The organism is Pseudomonas fuscovaginae SE-1 (assembly GCF_000364705.1).
Classification (GTDB): Bacteria; Pseudomonadota; Gammaproteobacteria; order Pseudomonadales; family Pseudomonadaceae; genus Aquipseudomonas; species Aquipseudomonas fuscovaginae_A.
In genome coordinates this window covers 1-19,396 of sequence record NZ_AQOH01000127.1, presented here as the reverse complement: position 1 = coordinate 19,396, position 19,396 = coordinate 1, and the positions used below count along the sequence as shown (strand labels likewise).

Annotated in this window: 21 protein-coding genes and 2 pseudogenes; 11 read left to right on the top strand and 12 right to left on the bottom strand. The window is 65.0% G+C overall.

Annotation, left to right across the window (positions count from 1 at the left end; translation table 11 throughout):
• The first annotated feature begins 35 nt into the window (after positions 1–35).
• Genes K675_RS0113180 through K675_RS32745 form a run of 3 tightly spaced genes read left to right on the top strand, consistent with a single transcriptional unit; the run spans position 36 to position 2,600 of the window.
• Entirely contained in the window at positions 36–932 is an 897-nt protein-coding gene (locus tag K675_RS0113180; RefSeq protein WP_017903984.1) for a hypothetical protein, read from the top strand.
• An 18-nt stretch (positions 933–950) separates the two neighbouring features.
• Complete coding sequence (locus K675_RS0113175) at positions 951–2,357, top strand: alginate export family protein (RefSeq protein ID WP_017903983.1); 1,407 nt, start codon at positions 951–953, stop codon at positions 2,355–2,357.
• A 48-nt stretch (positions 2,358–2,405) separates the two neighbouring features.
• Complete coding sequence (locus tag K675_RS32745; protein ID WP_085986954.1) at positions 2,406–2,600, top strand: hypothetical protein; 195 nt, start codon at positions 2,406–2,408, stop codon at positions 2,598–2,600.
• A 466-nt stretch (positions 2,601–3,066) separates the two neighbouring features.
• Here the strand turns inward: K675_RS32745 and K675_RS0113170 are convergent, their stop codons facing one another.
• The 6 genes from K675_RS0113170 to K675_RS0113145 form a co-directional block, all read right to left on the bottom strand.
• A complete protein-coding gene (locus K675_RS0113170) occupies positions 3,067–4,347 on the bottom strand; it encodes an MFS transporter (RefSeq protein WP_017903982.1) in 1,281 nt (426 codons plus the stop codon).
• Between the two features lie 45 nt (positions 4,348–4,392).
• The gene (locus K675_RS0113165; protein ID WP_017903981.1) at positions 4,393–5,532 is read right to left on the bottom strand and encodes a mandelate racemase/muconate lactonizing enzyme family protein; all 1,140 of its coding nucleotides are present in this window, start codon (positions 5,530–5,532) and stop codon (positions 4,393–4,395) included.
• Positions 5,533–5,709: 177 nt separating this feature from the next.
• Positions 5,710–6,768, bottom strand: a complete 1,059-nt coding sequence (locus K675_RS0113160) for an NAD(P)H-dependent flavin oxidoreductase (RefSeq protein ID WP_017903980.1) — start codon at positions 6,766–6,768, stop codon at positions 5,710–5,712.
• A gap of 32 nt (positions 6,769–6,800) precedes the next feature.
• Positions 6,801–7,031, bottom strand: a complete 231-nt coding sequence (locus K675_RS0113155) for a YbfB/YjiJ family MFS transporter (protein ID WP_420066339.1) — start codon at positions 7,029–7,031, stop codon at positions 6,801–6,803.
• Positions 6,998–7,315, bottom strand: coding sequence for a YbfB/YjiJ family MFS transporter (locus K675_RS0113150; RefSeq protein ID WP_080635344.1), 318 nt, complete (start codon positions 7,313–7,315; stop codon positions 6,998–7,000). Before K675_RS0113150 ends, K675_RS0113155 begins: the two co-directional genes overlap by 34 nt.
• Before the next feature lie 15 nt (positions 7,316–7,330).
• On the bottom strand, positions 7,331–8,200 hold the full coding sequence (locus K675_RS0113145) for a LysR family transcriptional regulator (protein ID WP_017903979.1): 870 nt from the start codon (positions 8,198–8,200) through the stop codon (positions 7,331–7,333).
• Between the two features lie 180 nt (positions 8,201–8,380).
• On the opposite strand from K675_RS0113145, the gene K675_RS0113140 reads away from it, so the two are divergent.
• Both K675_RS0113140 and K675_RS0113135 read left to right on the top strand, forming a co-directional pair.
• A complete protein-coding gene (locus K675_RS0113140) occupies positions 8,381–8,644 on the top strand; it encodes a CopG family ribbon-helix-helix protein (RefSeq protein ID WP_017903978.1) in 264 nt (87 codons plus the stop codon).
• Positions 8,607–8,897: a type II toxin-antitoxin system RelE/ParE family toxin gene (locus tag K675_RS0113135; RefSeq protein ID WP_026145147.1), complete on the top strand. Its 291-nt coding sequence runs from the start codon at positions 8,607–8,609 to the stop codon at positions 8,895–8,897. Before K675_RS0113140 ends, K675_RS0113135 begins: the two co-directional genes overlap by 38 nt.
• A gap of 250 nt (positions 8,898–9,147) precedes the next feature.
• Here K675_RS0113135 and K675_RS0113130 read toward each other — a convergent pair whose 3' ends face one another.
• Entirely contained in the window at positions 9,148–9,567 is a 420-nt protein-coding gene (locus K675_RS0113130; RefSeq protein WP_017903976.1) for a type II toxin-antitoxin system VapC family toxin, read from the bottom strand.
• Positions 9,564–9,812 (bottom strand): FitA-like ribbon-helix-helix domain-containing protein, encoded by a 249-nt coding sequence (locus tag K675_RS0113125; RefSeq protein ID WP_026145146.1) that lies wholly within the window; start codon positions 9,810–9,812, stop codon positions 9,564–9,566. The genes K675_RS0113130 and K675_RS0113125 overlap by 4 nt, the downstream gene beginning before the upstream one ends.
• Positions 9,813–10,129: 317 nt before the next feature.
• Here K675_RS0113125 and K675_RS0113120 point away from each other — a divergent pair, with 317 nt between their 5' ends.
• Positions 10,130–11,317 carry an MFS transporter gene (locus tag K675_RS0113120; RefSeq protein ID WP_026145145.1) on the top strand — a complete coding sequence of 396 codons (1,188 nt, stop codon included), beginning with the start codon at positions 10,130–10,132 and terminating at the stop codon, positions 11,315–11,317.
• A gap of 41 nt (positions 11,318–11,358) precedes the next feature.
• Here the strand turns inward: K675_RS0113120 and K675_RS0113115 are convergent, their stop codons facing one another.
• Positions 11,359–12,276: a LysR substrate-binding domain-containing protein gene (locus K675_RS0113115; RefSeq protein ID WP_017903973.1), complete on the bottom strand. Its 918-nt coding sequence runs from the start codon at positions 12,274–12,276 to the stop codon at positions 11,359–11,361.
• Between the two features lie 184 nt (positions 12,277–12,460).
• Here K675_RS0113115 and K675_RS0113110 point away from each other — a divergent pair, with 184 nt between their 5' ends.
• The 4 genes from K675_RS0113110 (at position 12,461) to K675_RS0113095 (ending at position 16,466) form a co-directional block, all read left to right on the top strand.
• Complete coding sequence (locus K675_RS0113110; RefSeq protein ID WP_017903972.1) at positions 12,461–13,210, top strand: SDR family NAD(P)-dependent oxidoreductase; 750 nt, start codon at positions 12,461–12,463, stop codon at positions 13,208–13,210.
• Positions 13,211–13,296: 86 nt separating this feature from the next.
• On the top strand, positions 13,297–14,595 hold the full coding sequence (locus tag K675_RS0113105; RefSeq protein ID WP_017903971.1) for an MFS transporter: 1,299 nt from the start codon (positions 13,297–13,299) through the stop codon (positions 14,593–14,595).
• Positions 14,596–14,613: 18 nt separating this feature from the next.
• Entirely contained in the window at positions 14,614–15,462 is an 849-nt protein-coding gene (locus tag K675_RS0113100) for a transketolase (RefSeq protein ID WP_017903970.1), read from the top strand.
• Positions 15,459–16,466 (top strand): transketolase family protein, encoded by a 1,008-nt coding sequence (locus K675_RS0113095; RefSeq protein ID WP_017903969.1) that lies wholly within the window; start codon positions 15,459–15,461, stop codon positions 16,464–16,466. Before K675_RS0113100 ends, K675_RS0113095 begins: the two co-directional genes overlap by 4 nt.
• Before the next feature lie 43 nt (positions 16,467–16,509).
• On the opposite strand, the pseudogene K675_RS30730 reads toward K675_RS0113095, so the two are convergent.
• Positions 16,510–16,782 (bottom strand): annotated as a pseudogene (locus K675_RS30730) (carboxymuconolactone decarboxylase family protein); the annotation flags it as partial.
• A gap of 1 nt (position 16,783) precedes the next feature.
• Here K675_RS30730 and K675_RS32290 point away from each other — a divergent pair.
• Positions 16,784–16,900: pseudogene (locus K675_RS32290) on the top strand (LysR family transcriptional regulator); the annotation flags it as partial.
• Between the two features lie 16 nt (positions 16,901–16,916).
• Here the strand turns inward: K675_RS32290 and K675_RS0113080 are convergent.
• Both K675_RS0113080 and K675_RS0113075 read right to left on the bottom strand, forming a co-directional pair.
• Entirely contained in the window at positions 16,917–17,948 is a 1,032-nt protein-coding gene (locus K675_RS0113080; protein ID WP_017903966.1) for an XdhC family protein, read from the bottom strand.
• 10 nt (positions 17,949–17,958) lie between these two features.
• Positions 17,959–19,311 carry a c-type cytochrome gene (locus K675_RS0113075; RefSeq protein ID WP_017903965.1) on the bottom strand — a complete coding sequence of 451 codons (1,353 nt, stop codon included), beginning with the start codon at positions 19,309–19,311 and terminating at the stop codon, positions 17,959–17,961.
• Positions 19,312–19,396 lie beyond the last annotated feature (85 nt).

The following is a 19,396-nucleotide window of genomic DNA, read 5'->3' as shown; positions in this document are numbered from 1 at the left end:
CCCTTACTGCTCACCTCCAATTGAAAGGGTATTCAATGAAACATTCATTCAAGCCGCTCTCCCTGGCCCTGGCACTGGGACTCACCGCCTCGCTGTCGGCCCATGCCGCCACCTCCACCCGCGTGGCCGTCGCGCCGCAGTACGACACCAGCCACGTGTATGTGGCCCCGGGCGACGTCGATCCGTTCGTCAAGAGCTTCCTCGCCACCTTCGGCGGCAAGAGCACGCCTCAGGTCGTGGTCAACGTACTGCCCGTTCCCAGCAGCACCACCTCCCAGCTGCTGCAGACGCCGGTCGGTACCGTGTCGCTGTTCGGCTTCACCACGCCGGTCCCGTACCCGTTCGGTGCCGAGCGCAACGGCTACCTGGTCAAGGACCTCGACGTGGCCCTGGCCGAAGCGAAGAAGCATGGCGCCGACGTCATCGTCCACGACTTCCCCGATCCGATCGGCCGCGATGCCGTGGTGCAATGGCCGGGCGGCGTGAACATGCAGCTCTACTGGCACACCAAGACCCCGGACTACGCGGCGTTCCAGACCGTACCGGAGAACCGCGTGTACCTCTCCGAACAGCGCGCCGACGCCTTCATCAAGGGCTTCGTCGGGTTCTCCCACGGCAAGGTCGTCGCCGATGAAAAACGCCTGGACGGCGCCGTGGTCGGCGAGCCGGGCAAGCACATCCGCCGGGTCAAGCTGGAGTCCGACTTCGGCAAGATGGTCGTGTTCGTCACCGACGGTCACCTGCCTTACCCATATGGTCGGGAAACCACCGGTTACGAGGTGAGCGACCTGGCCGCGACCCTGGCCAAGGCCGAAAGCTCGGGCGCGCGCCTGGTGGTCGAGCCCAAGGCCGAACCGGGCCGGCAGTCGGCGATCGTCGAATTCCCTGGCGGCTACGTCGCCGAGATCCACCAGCCCGTCGCGGCCAAGTGATTTGAAGAGAGGTGAACCATGAGCCGACGCCCTTCGCATAGCGTCTATGCCTGGGCTCTGGCCGTGCTGTGGCCGCTGGGAGTTTCCAGCGGCCACGCCGCCGAACCCGCCGAACGCCCGGTGCTGAAAACCAACCGCTGGCAGGAAGACTGGTCGGTGCTGCAGAACCCGGCCCTGAAGACCGCGCCGCTGGACGACCTCAAGTACATCCCATTGTCCGCGAATAATCCGGACAGCTACCTGTCGTTCGGGGCGACCCTGCGCGAGCGTTTCGAACTCAACGATGCCGCCGGTTTCGGCATTGGCGGGCGCTCGCGTGACTCCTGGCTGATCCAGCGCCTGCAGGCGCATGCCGACCTGCACCTGAACGAACACTGGCGCGTGTTCACCCAACTGGAAGACGCCCGCGCCTTCGGCAAGGAAACCATCGGCGGCGCCGACCAGAATCATCTCGACCTGCGCCTGGCGTTCGCCGAGTACGTCGACCAGACGGCCGACCACACCTTCAAGGCGCGGGTTGGCCGCCAGGATTTCGCCTTCGACCTGCAGCGCTTCATCTCCTCGCGCGACGGGCCGAATGTGCGCCAGTCGTTCGATGCGGTGTGGGGCGACTGGGAAACCGAGAACTGGCGCTTCATCGGCCTGGCCAGCCACCCGGTGCAGTACCTGGACGGTCGGCATTTCGACGACAAGTCCAACGCGGACGTGGCGTTTCACATGCTGCGGGTCGAGCGGCTGATTGGTGGCAAGAACGAACTGTCGGCCTACTACGGCCTGTATGAAGAACGCGACGCACGCTACCTCGACGCCCAAGGCGACGAGCACCGCAACATCTTCGACATGCGCCTCGGTGGTGCTTCCGGCCCTTACGACTGGGACGTGGAAGCGATGGTCCAGAGCGGCTCGGTGGGTTCCAAGGACATCCGCGCCTGGGGTGGCGGCAGCCGCCTGGGCTACACCTGGCAAGCGACCCCGTGGAAACCGCGCCTGGGCCTGCAACTCGATGCAGCCTCGGGTGACCGGCATCCTGGTGACGGCACGCTGAACACCTTCAACCCGCTGTTCCCCAATGGCTACTACTTCTCCCTGGCGGGCTATACGGGCTACAGCAACCTGATCCACGTCAAGCCATCGATCACCGTCAAGCCGGTCACCAACCTGTCGATCCAGACGGCCGTCGGCCTGCTGTGGCGCCAGACCACCGAGGATGCCGTCTACACCCAACCGAACCTGCCGGTGGCCGGCACGGCCGGACAGGGTGGACGCTGGACCGGTTACTACGATCAGCTACGGATGGACTATGCGTTCAACCGCAACCTGAGCGGGGCCATCGAGGCGGTGCATTACGAAGTCGGCGAGGCCTTGCGCGATGCCGGCGGGGATGACAGCAACTACCTCGGGGTTGAGCTGAAGTTCATGTGGTAGGTCGGTTGGACACAGGTGATACCTTGTGGGAGACGGGCGGCGCTGCGCTTGCTGGCGATGGCCATGTGTCAGGCAGCATGGATCTTGTTGAATGGCCGCCTTTGGCGGATCGCCAGCAAGCCGGCTCCCACAGGAGGCGGTGGCGCCTGCAATATCCAGCTCAACCAAGAACTCGGCTTTTGCTTTTGCTTTTGCTTTGGCTTTGGCTTTGGCTTTGGCTTTGGCTTTGGCTTTGGCTTTTGATCTACCGGCCCCGTTCCCAGCCGGCTGAGTGGAGGTTCTGTTCCGAGAGTCGCCCGGCAGGGATGCCGGGCGAGCCGTGTTGGGCCATGGATGGCCCGTCACGGCGTGCTCTCGAAACAGGACCGGAGCGAAGGAACCCTCGCGCAGCGAGGGCCAATGGAGGGGCAAGCCCTTTTGGTTCCTTTTGGGTGATGCGGCACCCCGACGACTGCCAAAAGGAACTCGCCCGTAAGGGGCGAAACCGTAACATCATCAAAACGCGCAACCGGATATACACCCCGGCCCTGACCCAAAAAAAACGGCGCACTCGTGGTGCACCGTCACTGCAATAAGCCAGTCATTCTATCGTGGGAGGCCGACAAGGCGCTTGTGACGCCCCGCCGGATACGTCAGGCCGAACGGCGATCACCAACCGGCCCACGCATGCTTGCCCGCCCGGCTCTACGGCCGTCCGGGCGTATTCAAATCAATGCTGCGCCACCAACTGCCCGGTCCCGGAATCGCGGCCCTTCACCGCCACGACCACCACCAGGCCACCGACCGCGCACACCAGCGCCGCGACACCAAAGGCGCCGCTGTAGCCGCCACCGTACTGCACCAGCAGCCCGGTCAACGACGGCGCGATGATGCCCGCGATGTTCGCCAGCAGGTGCACGAAGCCCCCAGTGCCACCGACGCGGTTGCTCGGCACGATGTCCTGGATCAGCGCCCAGCAGATCTGCGGCGTGACGAACAGGAACACGCTGGAGACCGTAATGCAGGCCACCGCCATGTGCAGCGACGTCACGCGGGTGGTCAGCAGCACGCAAGCGGCGGCGACGCCAAGGCCGACCACCAGCATGATCTTGCGGGCCCGGATGACGCTGCCCAGCTTGCGGCTGAGGAAATCGGTCAGCACGCCACCGCCGAGGAAACCCACGGCGGCACCCAACCAGGGAATCACGCTGACGATGCTCATGCTCTTGATGTCCAGGTGCTGATAGTCCATCAGGTAGCTGGGCAGCCAGGTCAGGAAGAAGTACAGCACATAGTTGAAGCAGAAGAACGCGGTGGCCACCGCCAGTACCGGTGCCGAGAAGATGCACGAAACCAGGCTGCGCTCTTCCTGCACGCCTTCGACGGCGGAGGTGGCGCGGCTGCTGCGGATCAGCTCGCGTTCGGCCGGGGACACCTTCGGATGCTGATCTGGCGTGTCCTTGAAGAACATCAGCCAGGCGGCCAGCCAGACCATGCCCAGCAAGGCAATCACCACGAACGAGATGCGCCAGCCGAAGTTCAGCGCGACGATCCCGACGATCGGACCAGCCAATGCCGCGCCCAGCGGCTGCCCGCAGTTGGTCAGGCCCAGTGCCCGCCCCGCCTCTTCCCGTGGGAACCAGTTGGAAATCGCCTTGTTGGTGGTGGTGCCCATCGGCCCCTCGCCCATGCCGAACAGCACCCGGAACACCAGCAACTGGAAGTAGCCGGTGATCAGCGCGGTGGCACCGCAAAACGCCGACCAGGTCCCCGCGGCCATCGCGAACACGCGCTTGGGCCCGAACTTGTCCGCCGCCCAGCCGCCGATGAAGCAGAAGGCGCAGTAGCCGATGAAGAAGCTGCTGAAGATGAAACCCATCTGCGCATCGTCGATATGCAGCTCGGTCTTGAGCAGTGGCGCCACCACCGACAGCGCGGCACGGTCCAGGTAGTTGAGGATGCCGGCGAAAAACAGCAGCCCGGCGATCTTCCAGCGGTATTTGCCTATCATTGTTGTCTGGCCTTTTATAGTTATTTGAACAGGTGAGGCGGCGGGTCAGTCGATGAGTGCCCGGTCGATGCAATAGGTGTCGAGCACCTCGAGGTCCGGCGCAAAGCCCAGTCCCGGGGTGGTGCTCAAGCGCATGTGCGGCTGGAACGCCAAGGCAGGGAACAACAGGCGTTCGAACTCGATGAACGGCACTTCCACCGCCACGTCTTCGGGCAGCAGCGTGCACAGGTGGGCCACCGCCAGCAGCCCCGGCCCATAATAGAAGCAGTGCGGCACGGCCCTGACGCCGTATTGCCGGGCCAGCTCGAACACCTCAAGCATGGCGCTGATGCCGCCGATCTTGGCGACACTCGGCTGCACCACGTCGATCGCATCCTGGTCGAGCAAGGCGCGCACGCCGTTGACGCCGGCAGCGTTCTCGCCCGCCGACAGCGGCACGCCCCTGGCGCGCAAGGTCGCCAGGCCACGGGCGTCATCCGGCGGCCACACCGGCTCTTCCAGCCAGGTCAGGTCCAGGTCGTGCAGGCGGGCGGCCATTGCCCCGGCCTCTTCCACCGTCCACGGACAGTTGACGTCGACCATCAACTCGCCCTCGGTAGCCGGCAGCGCATCGCGGGCAGCCGCGATGGACTCGTAGGTGGTTTCGTGCAGCTTGATCTTGCGAAAGCCCAGGTCGCGGGCACGACGCACCTGGCGGTACACCTCATCGGGATCGCCGCCGTAGCTGACCAGGCTGGCGTACAGTTCCAGCTCCCGGGGCGTACCGCCGAGGTAGTCGTAGAGTGGCTGACCAGCCGCCTGAGCGGCCAGGTCCCAGAGGGCGATATCGATACCCGAGAGCGCATAGAAAATCGGACCGGTGCTGCCGAAACCGTGCAGGGCGCGGCGGGCCTTCTCCATCTGTGCCCGGTGGTCGGCCACCGGGCTGCCGATGAACTGCGGCGCGACGACATCGGTCAGCGCCTTGAAAGTGGCAGGGTTCGAGCCGTGGCCGAAGGCCTCGCCCCAGCCTACCCGGCCATCGTCGGTCGTGACCTTGATCGCCAGGCACTCCATGCGGCGATGACGGGGAGAGGCGGCATTGAAGGCATCATCATCCTTGGCCTGCCCCTGGGACTGGCGTTCGACCGTCCCGGCGCTGAAAGGAATGCTCAGACGGATGATCTCGATACTGCGGACTTTCACAAACACACGCTCCGGTAGCACTTATTGGGAATTTATTGGCTCGGCATTGAGGTACGTTATCGTACAACTCAATCAAGAGCTAGTCCCAAATGCGGCATTCTACCGCACCTCGTGGGCCTCCTCGGGCGCTGATGCGCCCGAATCCGCACATCGGTGGTGAGTGACAGGGAAAGATTTTCAGCCTTGCGCGGCGGCCAGTTCCGCCACGAGCAACGCCACCAGTTCGGCGGCGGGAAGCGCCCTCGCCAGTGGCGCCGCCTGCCCCGCCCATTGCGCCGCAAAATCGTGGCAGCCTTGTGCTGTCGCCGCCGCGTTCAACTGCTTGTTCGCATCATAGGCGTAGGGATAGGCGGCAATCTCGACGTCCCGCCCGTCCAGCAGCGTGAAGTTGCGATTCACCAACCCACGAGCGGGCCGCCCGGAGATCACGCTGGTCACTTCGGTGTGTTCGGCGGCCGGCCCCTTCAGCGCGGCACGGTACGCCGCATTGGCGGCCGACTCCGGGCAGAGGATGAACGCCGTGCCCAACTGCGCGGCGCAAGCCCCCAGCGCCAGGGCCGCATGGATGCCGGCCCCGTCCATGATCCCGCCGGCCGCAATGACCGGCAACGTGCCGCGAGCCACCAACAGCCTGACCAGGGCCAACGTCCCCATCCGGGCATCCTGGCGCACATCGAACACCCCGCGATGGCCGCCCGCTTCATAGCCTTGCGCGACCAGTGCATCGACGCCCGCCTGCTCCGCCAACCTCGCCTCGGCCAGGCTGGTCACCGAGCACAGCAAGGTGATACCGGCGCCCTTCAGGGCGGTGATGGTGGATTGAGGCGGCAGCCCGAAATGAAAGCTGACCACGGCCGGCTTCTCCTCCAGCAACATCTGCAACATCCCGGCATCGTCGAGGAACGAGCGATAGATCTCGCGCAGCACGGACGGCGGCTCGGCCCCGAACTCGCGGAACAGCGGGCCCATCACCTGCAACCAGTTCGTGTCCCTGGCCGGGTCATGCGGCACTCGCTGGTGGCAGAACACATTGACGTTGAACGGCCTGGCCGTCAGCGCCGCCGTGTCGCGGATCATCTGCCGCGCCTGGTCGACGCTGGAGGCGCCGATCCCCAGGGAACCCAACCCGCCCGCGTTGGACACGGCGGCCGCCAACGTCGGCGTCGACACCCCGGCCATCGGCGCCTGGATGAGGGGAAGTTGCACATTGAGCAAGGACAGCAGAGCGTTTGACATGGCAGCACCTGAACGATGTATTGAAAGGGGTTTCACTCGCGCGTGACAGGACCAAGGGTCAGCAGCGCCGCCCACCACAGCCACGGGGAAAACGAGTGGGTTCGTGCATACAGCAAACCGGCGACCAGCGGCCCGAGGATCTGGCCGATGCCGTGCGCGGCGGTCATCACCGCCATGATGTTCATCCGAAAGGCCGCCGAGACCGGCTTGGACGCCGGCAGCGCGATGGTCACCGTGCCCATGAAGGTCGCCCCGACCACCAGCGCACTGGCGATGCGGCCACCGAGACCAGCCCCCAGCGCCGCGCACTCGGCGCCTGCAGCCGGGCCGCCAGCAAGGCCCCGACCAGATAGCCCAGGTAGTTGGCCGAAGCGGCCAGCGTACCGTTGCTGACCGACAGCACACCCTCCTGCACCATGAGCGGATAGACCCCGGTAAAGGCGAAACGCCCAAAGCCCATGCCCACCGCGATCACCGCAGCGGCGGCCAGGGCGGAAGTGACCGTGCGATCCAACGAAGAAGCCGTTTCCAAGCGAGAAGCGAGCATGGCGTCACCTGTAATCTACGAGGCCAGGGCGAGATCCGTGAAAGCATCGACAGCGGCCGTCCGGCCAGCTTTTCGGTACACCAGCCAGGTCGCCACGCTGGCGATCGGCCGGGTAGTGATCGCCTGCGACGCCGGCTGCAGCGCCAACAGGCTGGTGGGCGCAATGCACAGGCTCTGCCCGGCGACCACACAGGCGAACATGGCATGGTAGGAAGCGACCTCATGGGTGAGGGACACCGCCACGTCGCGCTGCTCGGCCAGCCACTGCTGACCAAGGCGACGATAGGTGCAGCCGGTCGCGAAGGCCGCCAGCGTCAGCGGCGTACCCGCCTCGGCAAACCCCGCCGGCAGCACGGCGACAAGCTGTTCCTCGAAGACCGCAACGCCAGCCAGCCCCTGCTGGGCCAACGCCTCCTCGACGGTGCTGCCCTCCTCCGCCGTCAGCGCGACGAAGGCGCAGTCGACCAGGCCATCACCCAGCAGGTCCAGGAGCGCCTGCGTCGTCCCGGTCCTGACCGCCAGGCGAACACCTGGCCAGCGCTGCTGGAAGCCGATCATCACCCCGGGCAAACGCGCCGCCGCCGTGCTCTCCATGCTGCCGATGCGCAAGGTGCCCTGCGGCTGACCGGGATGCAGCACCTGCACGGCCTCCCCCGCCAAGGCCAGCAGGCGCTGGCTGTAGTCAAGGAAGAGCTTGCCCTGATCGGTCAGCGACAAGCGCCGCCCTTCCCGAACGAACAGATCGACGCCCAGTTGCTGCTCCAGCGCCTGGATGCGCGTGGTGACGTTGGACTGCGCACGCCCCAGCACGGCCGCCGCGCGGGTCACGCTCAGTTCGGCGGCCACGGTTTGGAAGATTTCGAGGGAGGTTAGGTCCACTTTCATTCTCTAATTGAGATGATTTAAAACACTATATTCTCAAATAAAGATTTAATGAAGACCAATCGTCGTAATCACCGCGCGGGTGCGGGACAGGATGCCGGGGATAGTTGAAGCCACGCGCGCAGGGGTATACATTTTCCAGACCCGTATACTTTGTATACACCTACCAATGAGGACGCCGCCATGGCATCGCCTGTGCTGTCATTCCGTGTGGAGGATGAGCTGGTTGAACAACTCGATCGCTTGTCCGAAGCCACGGACCGTGATCGCCAATATCACCTGAAACGCGCCTTGGCCCGCTACATTGAGTCCGAGTCCTGGCACATGAACGCCATTGCCGAGGGTATCGCCGACGCAGATGCAGGCAACCTGACAGATCTGAAAGCCATCAAGGCCAAATGGGTGAACCGTGCCAAACATCGCGTTGACGGACAAAGCGGACAGTGATCTTGAGGCCATTCATGAGTACTACGAAGCGCGCCTAGGTACGGCATCAGCCGATGCAGTCATCGCCGAGATGATCGAGGCGCTTGAGCGATTGGAAACGTTCACCGGTTTGGGCAGGCCCTCTCAGACGCCAGATGTCAGAGAGTTGGTTTTCTCTCGCTATCCATTCATTGCGCCTTACCGGGTGCGCTATGACGAGGTGCAAGTGCTTCGTATTCTGCACCAGAGGACGGAGCGGGCTGAGGAGTGGTAAGTCAGGCCTGATCAGACCTACGCCCAGAGAGGGAAAAATTTATTTCTACATCTGGCTCGGTAGAAGACAAGGGACGAGTAAATGACGCCTATGGCCCATGACTATCCGTGGATCGGAAATGGATTTATCGCCTGGGGGCAGAAGAAATCTTGATTAATGTTATTTCGACCCTGCCTCAATCCCGGCCCATGCACAAGCCAGCAGGGCAACCAGCTATCCATGGCTGGCGCAGTGGGACTCGAGGCAGTATCTAACAGTCCCAAGGGTTCACGACATCAATGCCACAGCCTACAAAATCCTTGACGTTGCGAGTCGCCAATATCGCACCACGCGAGCATGCCATCGCCGCGATCATCGCATCAAACTGACTCATGGGAGCACCTGCAAGGCGGCGCGATGCCGATATCTCGGCAAAGGCATCTGCCGCATCGCTGTCGAACTCAAGCAATCGACCGGCAAAGTCGATATTGAAAATGTCCAAAGCCACACCCCACAGCCGGTCCCGTCGCTGCCCTTCAGGCATCAGACGCAAACCATAGAGGATTTCACCGCGAGTGATCGTGGTGGTGAATAACGAGGCTCGTGGCTGTTTCATCAACCAACCCACGACTCCCGCCGACGGATCAGGCCGCATGACTTCAGACAGGACATTGGTATCCAGAATGATCATGCATCGAAACCCGGTGGCTCACGCGTTGCCTCACGCGGCGCGATATCCAAATCCACGCCACCTAACGGTTCGAGCCGTGCACGAATGGCCTCGACCAGCGAACCGGAGCGCCCGGACGTTACCGATAACGCCGAACACAGGATATCGCGAGCCTCCTCCTCCATGGAACGACCGTGTAGAGCCGCCTGCACTCGCAAGCGTGCCTTGAGCTGTTCATCAACATTACGAATCGTCATGCTGGCCATGGTGTCCCCCGCCATTCATCAATGATTGCATTTTAAGCATTGATTGCAATCAGAACAACAGCGTTGTGCAGCGCAACCCAGCAGATCTCCCCCTTCCTCTCGCCAACCCGGCGCTACAGATACTTTATGCGTTTGGGAACCGCCTTCTTGTTTTACTTATCGGTCGTCGACATCAGTGGCTACAAGCCCCCTCCCCCTACCTGCGTTACCCAAGCCAAAACCACCGTCCATTGACCGACATCAATCCTCGACGCCCCCGCCCCCCATTGTCTAAGATCGGACCTTTATCGTTTCAGCGTATTTCAGTAAGGATCCCGATGTCTGTTCACGAAGCACCACCGCCCACCTATTCAAAGAGCACGGTCGCCAGGATGGAGGCCGCCATGGCGTTGGGGAGCTTCGCCATCGGCACCGGCGAATTCGCCATCATGGGGTTGATGCCGGACATCGCCCACAACCTGCAATTGACCGAGCCCCAGGTCGGCCATGCGATCAGCGCCTACGCCCTGGGCGTGATGGTCGGCGCGCCGACGCTGGCGATCCTCGGCGCCAAGCTGCTGCGCAAGCACATGCTGCTCCTGCTGATGGCACTGTATGCGCTGGGCAACCTGGCGACCGCGTTCGCGCCCTCGTTCAGCAGCCTGGTGGCCTTCCGTTTCATCAGTGGCCTGCCCCATGGTGCCTACTTCGGCATCGCCGCGGTCGTGGCGTCGAGCATGGTGGCGAGCAACCAGCGCGCCGGCGCCGTGGCGCGGGTGATGATGGGCCTCACGCTGGCGATGCTGCTGGGTAACCCGGTGGCGACCTTCCTCGGGCAGTTCTTCGGTTGGCGTTCGGCCTTCGTGCTGGTGGGCGCAATCGCGCTGTGCACCATCGCGATGGTCTGGCGCTTCGTGCCGCAGCGGCACGATGAGGCGCGCAGCGATCCGCGCAAGGAGCTGCAGGCCTTCCGCCTGCCGCAGGTATGGATGGCGCTGTCGATCGCGTCCATCGGCTTTGCCGGGATGTTCTGCGTGTTCAGCTACCTGGCGCCGACCATGCTGGAGGTGACCAAGGTGTCGCCGCAGTGGATCCCGTTTGGCCTGGCGGCCTTCGGCGTCGGCGGGATCATCGGCAATATCGTCGGCGGCAAGCTGTTCGATCGCCTGCAGTTCCGCGCGGTGGGGCTGATTCTGGTGTGGTCGATCGCCGTGCTGCTGTTCTTCAGCTTCGCGGCCAGTTCGTTGTGGTCGATTCTGTTGGGCATCGGCCTGGTGGGCACCATGGTGGCCCTGGCTGCGCCGTTGCAGATCCGCCTGATGGACATCGCCCATGAGGCGCCGAGCCTGGCCGCCGCGTCGAACCATGCGGCGTTCAACCTGGCCAACGCGCTGGGCCCGTGGCTGGGCGGCATGGCGATCACCGCCGGCCTGGGCTGGACCAGCACCGGCTACATCGGTGCCGCCACGGCCCTGGCGGGGCTGGGCCTCTTCCTGGTGGCCCGGCGGATGAAGGGCGGGCACTGAGACCGCTGTCGTGGTCGCCCGCCATAGATGGCTCGTCTGCGTCAAAAATCGAAGCCATGCCCCAGTTCCTTCTCCATCCACGCCAGGAAGCGGCGGACCCGGGAAAAGCTCGAGTGGGCTTTCGGGAACACCAGGTGATGGGCCGCCACGGGAGCACTGAGCGACTCGGGTGAGACCTTCACCAATTCGCCGGAATCCAGGTACTTACGCGCCAGCAAGGCGCTTTCCAGGGCGAACCCCAAGCCGTGACTGGCCGCCTCCAGGGTCATGTAGGAACGGTCGAAACTCAAGGCGTAGGGTTTCTCCGGACGGGCCAGGCCGTGCTGGGCGAACCACGCCGGCCAGCGGAGCAGAGTCGCCTCCGAGAGGATCAGCTCGCGATCGAGCAGGTCCAACGCGCTGCTGACCGGCTGGCGCGCCAGCAGCTTCGGCGCCGCCAGCACTTCGAAGGTTTCGTTGCGCACGGTGCGCACTTCGTAGCTGGGCCAGTTGGGTTCGCCGTGGCGGATGTCCACGTCGATCTTGTCGCGGCTGAAGTGCAACGACTCGTAGGAGCACGACAGGTTGATCTGGATGTCCGGGTGCTCATCGCGAAACGCCTCCAGCCGCGGCATCAGCCACAGCAGGCCGAAACTCGGCGAGGAATGCAGGCGCAGGCAATCCAGGCTGACGTCGCTGCTGGCGCGCTCGGTCGCCACGGCCAGGCTGTGCAGCAGCCCGGAGACTTCCTTCAGGTACTGCTCGCCGACCGGCGTCAGGGTCACGCCGCGCGCGCCGCGAACGAACAACTGGCGGCCGATCATGGCCTCCAGCTTGGCCAGTTGATGGCTGACCGCCGACGGCGTCAGGTCCAGCACCTCGGCCGCACGGGCGACGTTGCCGAAGCGCGCGGCTTGCTCGAAGGCCTGAATAGCCCTCAGGGGTGGCAGGGTGGGCGCGGTATCGTCCAGTGAGCGCATACCAATCCTTCCGCGGGATTCATGAGATTTTTCATTCAACCACTAAGCCGAACGCCTGACGAGTGCTGAATTTTTTTCAGCGCTTAATGATTTTTGCGTTATTGCTCACGCCTCGACCGAAGACCAAGCTGCGCCCATCGATCCCCCACGATCGACTTCATAAAAACAATCAGGGGTCTTCCTCATGCTGCTGCAAGACAAAGTCATCATCGTCACCGGTGCCGCCTCCCCTCGTGGCATCGGCCGCGCCACCGCCAGCCTCTTCGCCGCCCAGGGCGCCCGCGTGGTCATCCTCGACCTGGACGCCAGCGCCGCCCGCGACGCTGCCGCGCAACTGGGCGAAGGCCACCTGGGCCTGGCCGCCAACGTCGCCGACGAGGGCCAGGTCAAGCAGGCCGTGGCCCAGGTCATCGAGCAGTACGGCCGCATCGACGGCCTGGTCAACAACGCCGGCATCACCCAACCGCTGAAGATTCTCGACATCCGCCACAGCGACTACGACAAGGTGCTGGATGTCAGCCTGCGCGGCACCCTGCTGATGTCCCAGGCGGTCATCCCGCTGATGCGCGAACAGGGTTTCGGCAGCATCGTCTGCATGTCCTCGGTGTCGGCGCAGCGTGGCGGCGGGATCTTCGGCGGCCCCCACTACAGCGCCGCGAAAGCCGGCGTGCTGGGCCTGGCCAAGGCCATGGCGCGCGAGCTGGGGCCGCACAACGTGCGGGTCAACTCGATCGCCCCGGGGCTGATCCACACCGACATCACCGGCGGCCTGATGCAGGACGAACGTCGCCATGCCATCATCGAAGGCATCCCCCTCGGCCGCCTCGGCGAAGCCCAGGACGTGGCCAATGCCGCGCTGTTCCTGGTCAGCGACCTGTCGTCCTATCTGACCGGCATCACCCTGGACGTGAACGGCGGCATGCTCATTCACTGATGAGCCTCACGCCAGCCTGCGGGCTGGCGTTGTTCTGAATCGAGAGCAGCCCCGCGCTGCCCATAACAACAAGAGATCAGATCCTCATGAGTACCCTCTCCCTGGAAGCGGGCCTGTCCGTCCGCTCCAACGCCTATCGCAAGACCGCCTGGCGGCTCATGCCGTTTCTCATGCTGTGCTACCTGTGCGCCTACCTCGACCGGGTCAACGTCGGCTTCGCCAAGTTGCAGATGATGAACGACCTGGCCCTGAGCGAAACCGTCTACGGCCTCGGTGCCGGCATCTTCTTCCTCGGCTATTTTCTCTGCGAAGTGCCCAGCAACCTGATCCTGCACCGCGTCGGCGCCCGGCGCTGGATCGCCCGCATCATGATCACCTGGGGCATCATCTCCGCGCTGTTCGCCTTCGTCGAAACCGCCTGGCAGTTCTACACCCTGCGCTTTCTCCTCGGCGTCGCCGAAGCGGGCCTGGCGCCCGGCCTGCTGCTGTACCTGACCTACTGGTTCCCGTCCTACCGCCGTGCCCGGATGACCGTGCTGTGGTTCGTCGCCATCCCCCTCTCGGGCATGATCGGCGGCCCGCTGTCGGGCTGGATCATGAACCACTTCGCCGGCATGCACGGCTGGGCCGGCTGGCAGTGGATGTTCGTCATCGAGGCGGTGCCGACCGTGATCGTCGGCCTGCTGGTGCTGACCTACCTCAAGGATGGCGTGCACCAGGCGACCTGGCTCACGGATGAGGAAAAGGCCCTGGTCAACCGCGAACTGGCCGAGGACAACAGCCGCAAGGTCACCCACGCCTCGACCCGCGAGTTCCTGCGTGACCGGCGCCTGTGGCTGCTGGCGGGCATCTACTTCTGCGTGGTCATGGGCCAGTACGCGATCACCTTCTGGCTGCCGACGCTGGTGCGCAACGCCGGGGTGTCCGACCCGCTGCACATCGGCCTGCTGACCAGCCTGCCGTACCTGTGCGCCATCGTCGCCATGCTGTTGATGGGACGCAGCGGCGACAAGCATCAGGAACGCCGCTGGCACCTGGTGCTGCCGATGATCGCCGGCGCCGCCGGGCTGACCCTGGCGGCCCTGCTGGGCGGCAACCTGCTGCTCTCGGTGCTCAGCCTGTGCCTGGCGGCGGCTGGCGTGCTGTCGGCGTCCTCGCTGTTCTGGATGCTGCCCACCACGCTGCTGGGCGGGGTCTCGGCGGCCGCCGGTATCGCCGGCATCAACAGCTTCGCCAACCTCGCCGGCTTCTGTTCGCCCTACCTGATTGGCTGGGTCACCACCTCGACCGGCTCCAGCGCCATTGGCATGTACCTGATCACCGCCGTGCTGCTGTTCGGCGCCACGCTGGTGCTGCGCATCCCGGCCGCCCAGGTCAACCGTTAAGTCCCCGGAGTCATCACCATGAATGTACATTCATCCTCTAACGCGGCGCCCTCGCTTGCCGAACGCGCCTACAACATTCGTCGCCATGCCCTGCGCATGGGTCAGGTCCAGGGCCAGGGTTATGTCGGCCAGGCCCTGGGCGCCGCCGACCTGCTGGCCGTGTCCTACTTCCACGCCCTGCGCTACCGGCCGCACGACCCCGAGTGGGAACAGCGCGACCGTTTCTATCTGTCGATCGGTCATTACGCCATCGCCCTCTACGCAGCGCTGATCGAGGCCGAGGTAATTCCGCTGGACGAGCTGGAAACCTACGGCGCCGACGACAGCCGCCTGCCGATGTCGGGCATGGCGGCCTACACGCCAGGCATGGAAATCACCGGCGGTTCCCTGGGCCACGGCCTGGGCATCGCGGTCGGTGCCTGCCTGGGACTCAAGCGCAAGCAGTCCGAGTCGTTCGTCTACAACCTGCTCTCCGATGGCGAACTGAACGAAGGCTCGACCTGGGAAGCGGCCATGTCGGCCTCGCACTGGAAGCTCGACAACCTGATCGCGATCATCGACGTCAACAACCAGCAGGCCGACGGGCATTCCAGCGAAGTGCTGGCGTTCGAGCCGATCGTCGACCGCTGGCAGGCCTTCGGCTGGTTCACCCAGCGGGTCGACGGCAACGATATCGAGGCGCTGGTCGCCGCCTTCGACGCCGCGCGCAGCCATGAGGGCGCGCAACCCCGGGTGATCATCTGCGACACCCGCATGGGCAAGGGCGTGGACTTCCTCGAATCCCGGGAAAAAACCCACTTCATCCGCGTCGACGAAAACGAATGGGATCTGGCCCTGCAAAACCTTCAGGTCGGGAGAACCGCATGAGCACCGCAAACACCCCACAAACCGGCAAGAAGCGCCTGACCACCTCGGCCATGATCGCCTCCATCGCCGCCGAAGGCCAGGCCACCCGCCCGGCGCCGTTCGGCCACGCCCTGGCGGCCCTGGCCGAGCAGCGCCCGGAGATCGTCGGCCTGTCGGCGGACCTGTCCAAGTACACCGACCTGCACATTTTCGCCAAGGCCCACCCGGAGCGTTTCTACCAGATGGGCATGGCCGAACAGTTGCTGATGAGTGCCGCCGCCGGCATGGCCCGCGAGGGCTGCGTGCCGTTCGCGACCACCTACGCGGTGTTCGCCTCGCGCCGGGCCTATGACTTCATCTGCATGGCGATCGCCGAGGAGAACCTCAACGTCAAGATCGTCTGTGGCCTGCCGGGCCTGACCACCGGCTACGGGCCGAGCCACCAGGCGACCGACGACCTGGCGATTTTCCGGGCCATGCCGAACCTGATGATCATCGACCCCTGCGACGCGCTGGAGATCGAACAGGCAGTGCCGGCCATCGCCGCCCACCAGGGCCCGGTGTACATGCGCCTGTTGCGCGGCAACGTGCCGCTGGTGCTCGACGAATACAGCTACCGGTTCGAAATCGGCAAGGCCAAGACCCTGCGTACCGGCAACGATGTGCTGATCATTTCCACCGGGCTGATGACCATGCGCTCGCTGGAAGCGGCGCAACAGCTGCAGGCCGATGGGGTCGATGTGGCCGTGCTGCACGTGCCGACCATCAAGCCCCTCGACGAGCAGACCATTCTTGCCGAAGCCCGCAAACCGGGTCGGTTGGTGGTGACGGCGGAGAACCACTCGATCATCGGTGGCCTGGGCGAAGCCGTGGCCGGCCTGCTGCTGCGCAACGGCGTGACGCCGACCTTCCGGCAGATCGCCCTGCCGGATGCCTTCCTCGATGCCGGGGCCCTGCCGACGCTGCATGATCGCTACGGCATCTCCACCGACGCGGTGAGCGCCCGGATCAAGGCCTGGCTGTAGTCACGCCGGTTGGCAGGAAGCCGCCCCTTCGGGCGGCTTTTTTGTTGGTGCTCAGGTACTGGTTGGCCACCGGTGCGAAGTCGAGCAGCGGCCCCTGCACCGGAGCGCCAGAGAGCCACGTCGGGTTGGCGGTACCCGCCGCCAGCAAGGCATCGCCCCGGGGGATCGGGCGCTTCGATTCAGTGTCAGGCAGGTCGTGAATGCCCTGCTGCCGGCGCGCCTCCTGCACCTTCATCAGCTCGCTCAGGGCATTGAGGCTGCGCGGGAATCCGGCGTAGGCATACAACTGCACCAGGATCTCCCGGATATCGCTGATGCTCATCGAGGTGCTGGCGGACTGGTCGGAGCCGTTTCCCGGCTACCACCTGTACTACCCGAGCCGTCAGCAGACGGCGCCGTTGCGGGTAGTGCTGGAGCAACTGCACCTGCGCTAACCGCTACATCGAAACGCTATGCGGAAGACTGCACGACAGACAGACGCTCGCTCGCCTGCTTGGCCCTGGCGACAGTGACGGTGTCAGGCAGCACGATACCGTTCTTGGCCGCAAGAATCTCCGCCATCACGCTCACCGCGATCTCCGCCGGTGTCTTGCTGCCGATGTAGAGACCGATGGGCCCGTGCAGGCGCGCCAGGGAGCTTTCGGTTTCGCCGAAATGCTCGATCAGGCGCTCGCGCCGCGCCTGGCTGTTGCGCCGCGAACCGATGGCACCGATGTAGAAAGCCGGGCTGTGCAGCGCTTCGAGCAACGCCAGGTCGTCGAGCTTGGGATCATGGCTGAGGGCGACGATGCAGGTGCGCAGGTCCACGGAGAAATCCCGCACGACGTCGTCCGGCATGCCGACGATCCGTTCCACGCCAGCCACCGCCCAAGTCTCCATATATTCGGGGCGCGGGTCGCAGACCGCCACCTTGAAGCCGTTGAACAGCGCCATGGTCGCCAGGTACTCGGCCAGCGCACCGGCGCCGATCATCAGCAGCCGATAGCCAGGGCCGAGGGTGTTGAGCATCCGCTGGCCGTCGAAGCTGAACGCTTCCGGTGTGGCGGTGGCGGCCAGCGTCACCGTGTTGGAGTCCAGCGTCAGGCAACGGCGCACCAGCCGACCGGCATCGAGCTGCGCCAGCAGCTCGTCCAGCGCCTGTTGGCTTGGCCTGAACTCGAGGATCAGTTCGAGCGTGCCACCACAGGGCAGGCCGAAACGATGGGCCTCATCCGCGGTGATGCCATAGCGCACCACCTCGACCGGCCCCTCGCCCAGGCCAGTGCCGCCGTGGGCCGTGGTGTAGCGGTGGATCAGGTCGTCCTCGATGCAGCCACCGGACACACTGCCCACCACGCGACCGTCATTGCGCAGCGCCATCATCGAGCCCACCGGGCGCGGCGACGAACCCCAGGTTCGCGCCACGGTGGCGAGCAGCACGCGCTCGCCGGCGGCCAGCCAGTCACGCGCGGTGCGCAGGACCAGCAGATCGATGCTTTCCATGGGGCCTCCTTCAGCGCATCTGCAGGATGATCGGACTGCTGCTGGCCGGGTCGGTATGCCCGCGCAACTTGCCGACCACCTCGGCCCGCACCGCGCTGGCCTGGTTGCCCCAGGTGCTGCGCACGAACGTCAGGACATCGGCGATCTGCTGGTCCGACAGTTGCTCGCGGAACGCCGGCATGCGGTAGGCGTCCGGTACTCCGGCGGCCACCACCCGTTGCGAACCGTTGAGCGTGATGTTGATCGCCGAGGCGCTCTCGGTGGCCAGCGCGGACGTCGCCCCGGCCAGCGGCGGCATCGAGTCGGGCTGGCCCTTGCCGTCCAGGCCATGGCAGGACGCGCAGCGGGTCGCGTAGGTCTGCGCACCCGGCCTGTCCGGAGACTCCGCAGCCGAAGCTGCCTGGTATTGCCAAGGGGTGCCGTCGCGCTGGCGGTCGCCGGGCAGCGACTTGAGGTAGCGGGCGATCGCCGCCAGGTCGTCATCGCTCATGAACTGCGTGGAGTTGTTGAACGCCTCGGTCATCGAGCCGAACACTACCGCGTGCTTGTTGCGACCGGTCTTGAGGAACTGCACGATCTCCGGCTCGCTCCAGCGACCCAGGCCGGTGTTGTGGTCGGCGCGCAGGCTCGGCGCATACCAGCCATCGAGCAAGGCACCGGCCAGGAACGGCGTGCCGGACTCGTCCAGGGCCTTCTCGTTGAACGCCAGGCCTCGCGGCGTATGGCAACTGCCGCAGTGGCCAGCGCCCTGGACGATGTAGGCGCCGCGGTTCCACAGGGCATCCTGGGCCGACTTGTCGGCATAGGGCGCGGAGTCGGTGAACACCGCATTCCACAGGGCGATCGGCCAGCGCAGGTTCAACGGCCAGGGAATCGAGCTGTCGGCATTCGCCTGCTTGACCGGTGCCACGCCCTTCATGAAGAACGCGTACAGCGCACGTACATCGTCATCACTGAGCTTGGCGTAGGACGGATACGGCATCGCCGGGTACAGGCGCCGCCCGCCCGGTGCCACGCCGTGGCGCACGGCGCGGTCGAAGTCCGCCAGGCTGTAGCGGCCGATACCGGTTTCCCGGTCCGGAGTAACGTTGGTGGCATGGATCCCCCCCAGCGGCGTGGCCATTTCCAGACCACCGGCAAAGGGCGCACCGCCCGGCACGCTGTGGCAGGCCACGCAGTCGCCGAGGCGGGCGACGTATTCGCCACGGCTGACCAGCGCCGGGTCGATGTCGGCCACGGCGAGCGGTTGGTTTTCCAGGCGCGAGGCGGGCTCGCGGGTGACATACCAGGCCAGCAGGCCTGCCGCGACCAGGCAGGGCACAGCCAGCCAGGCAGCGGTTCTTGCGAATCGGCTGTTGTTCATGAAGACTCCGCGCGGGTCAGGTGAAGGTGTAGCGGCTCAACGGCAGGCTGCGGATACGCTGCCCCGTCAATCGCGCCACGGCGTT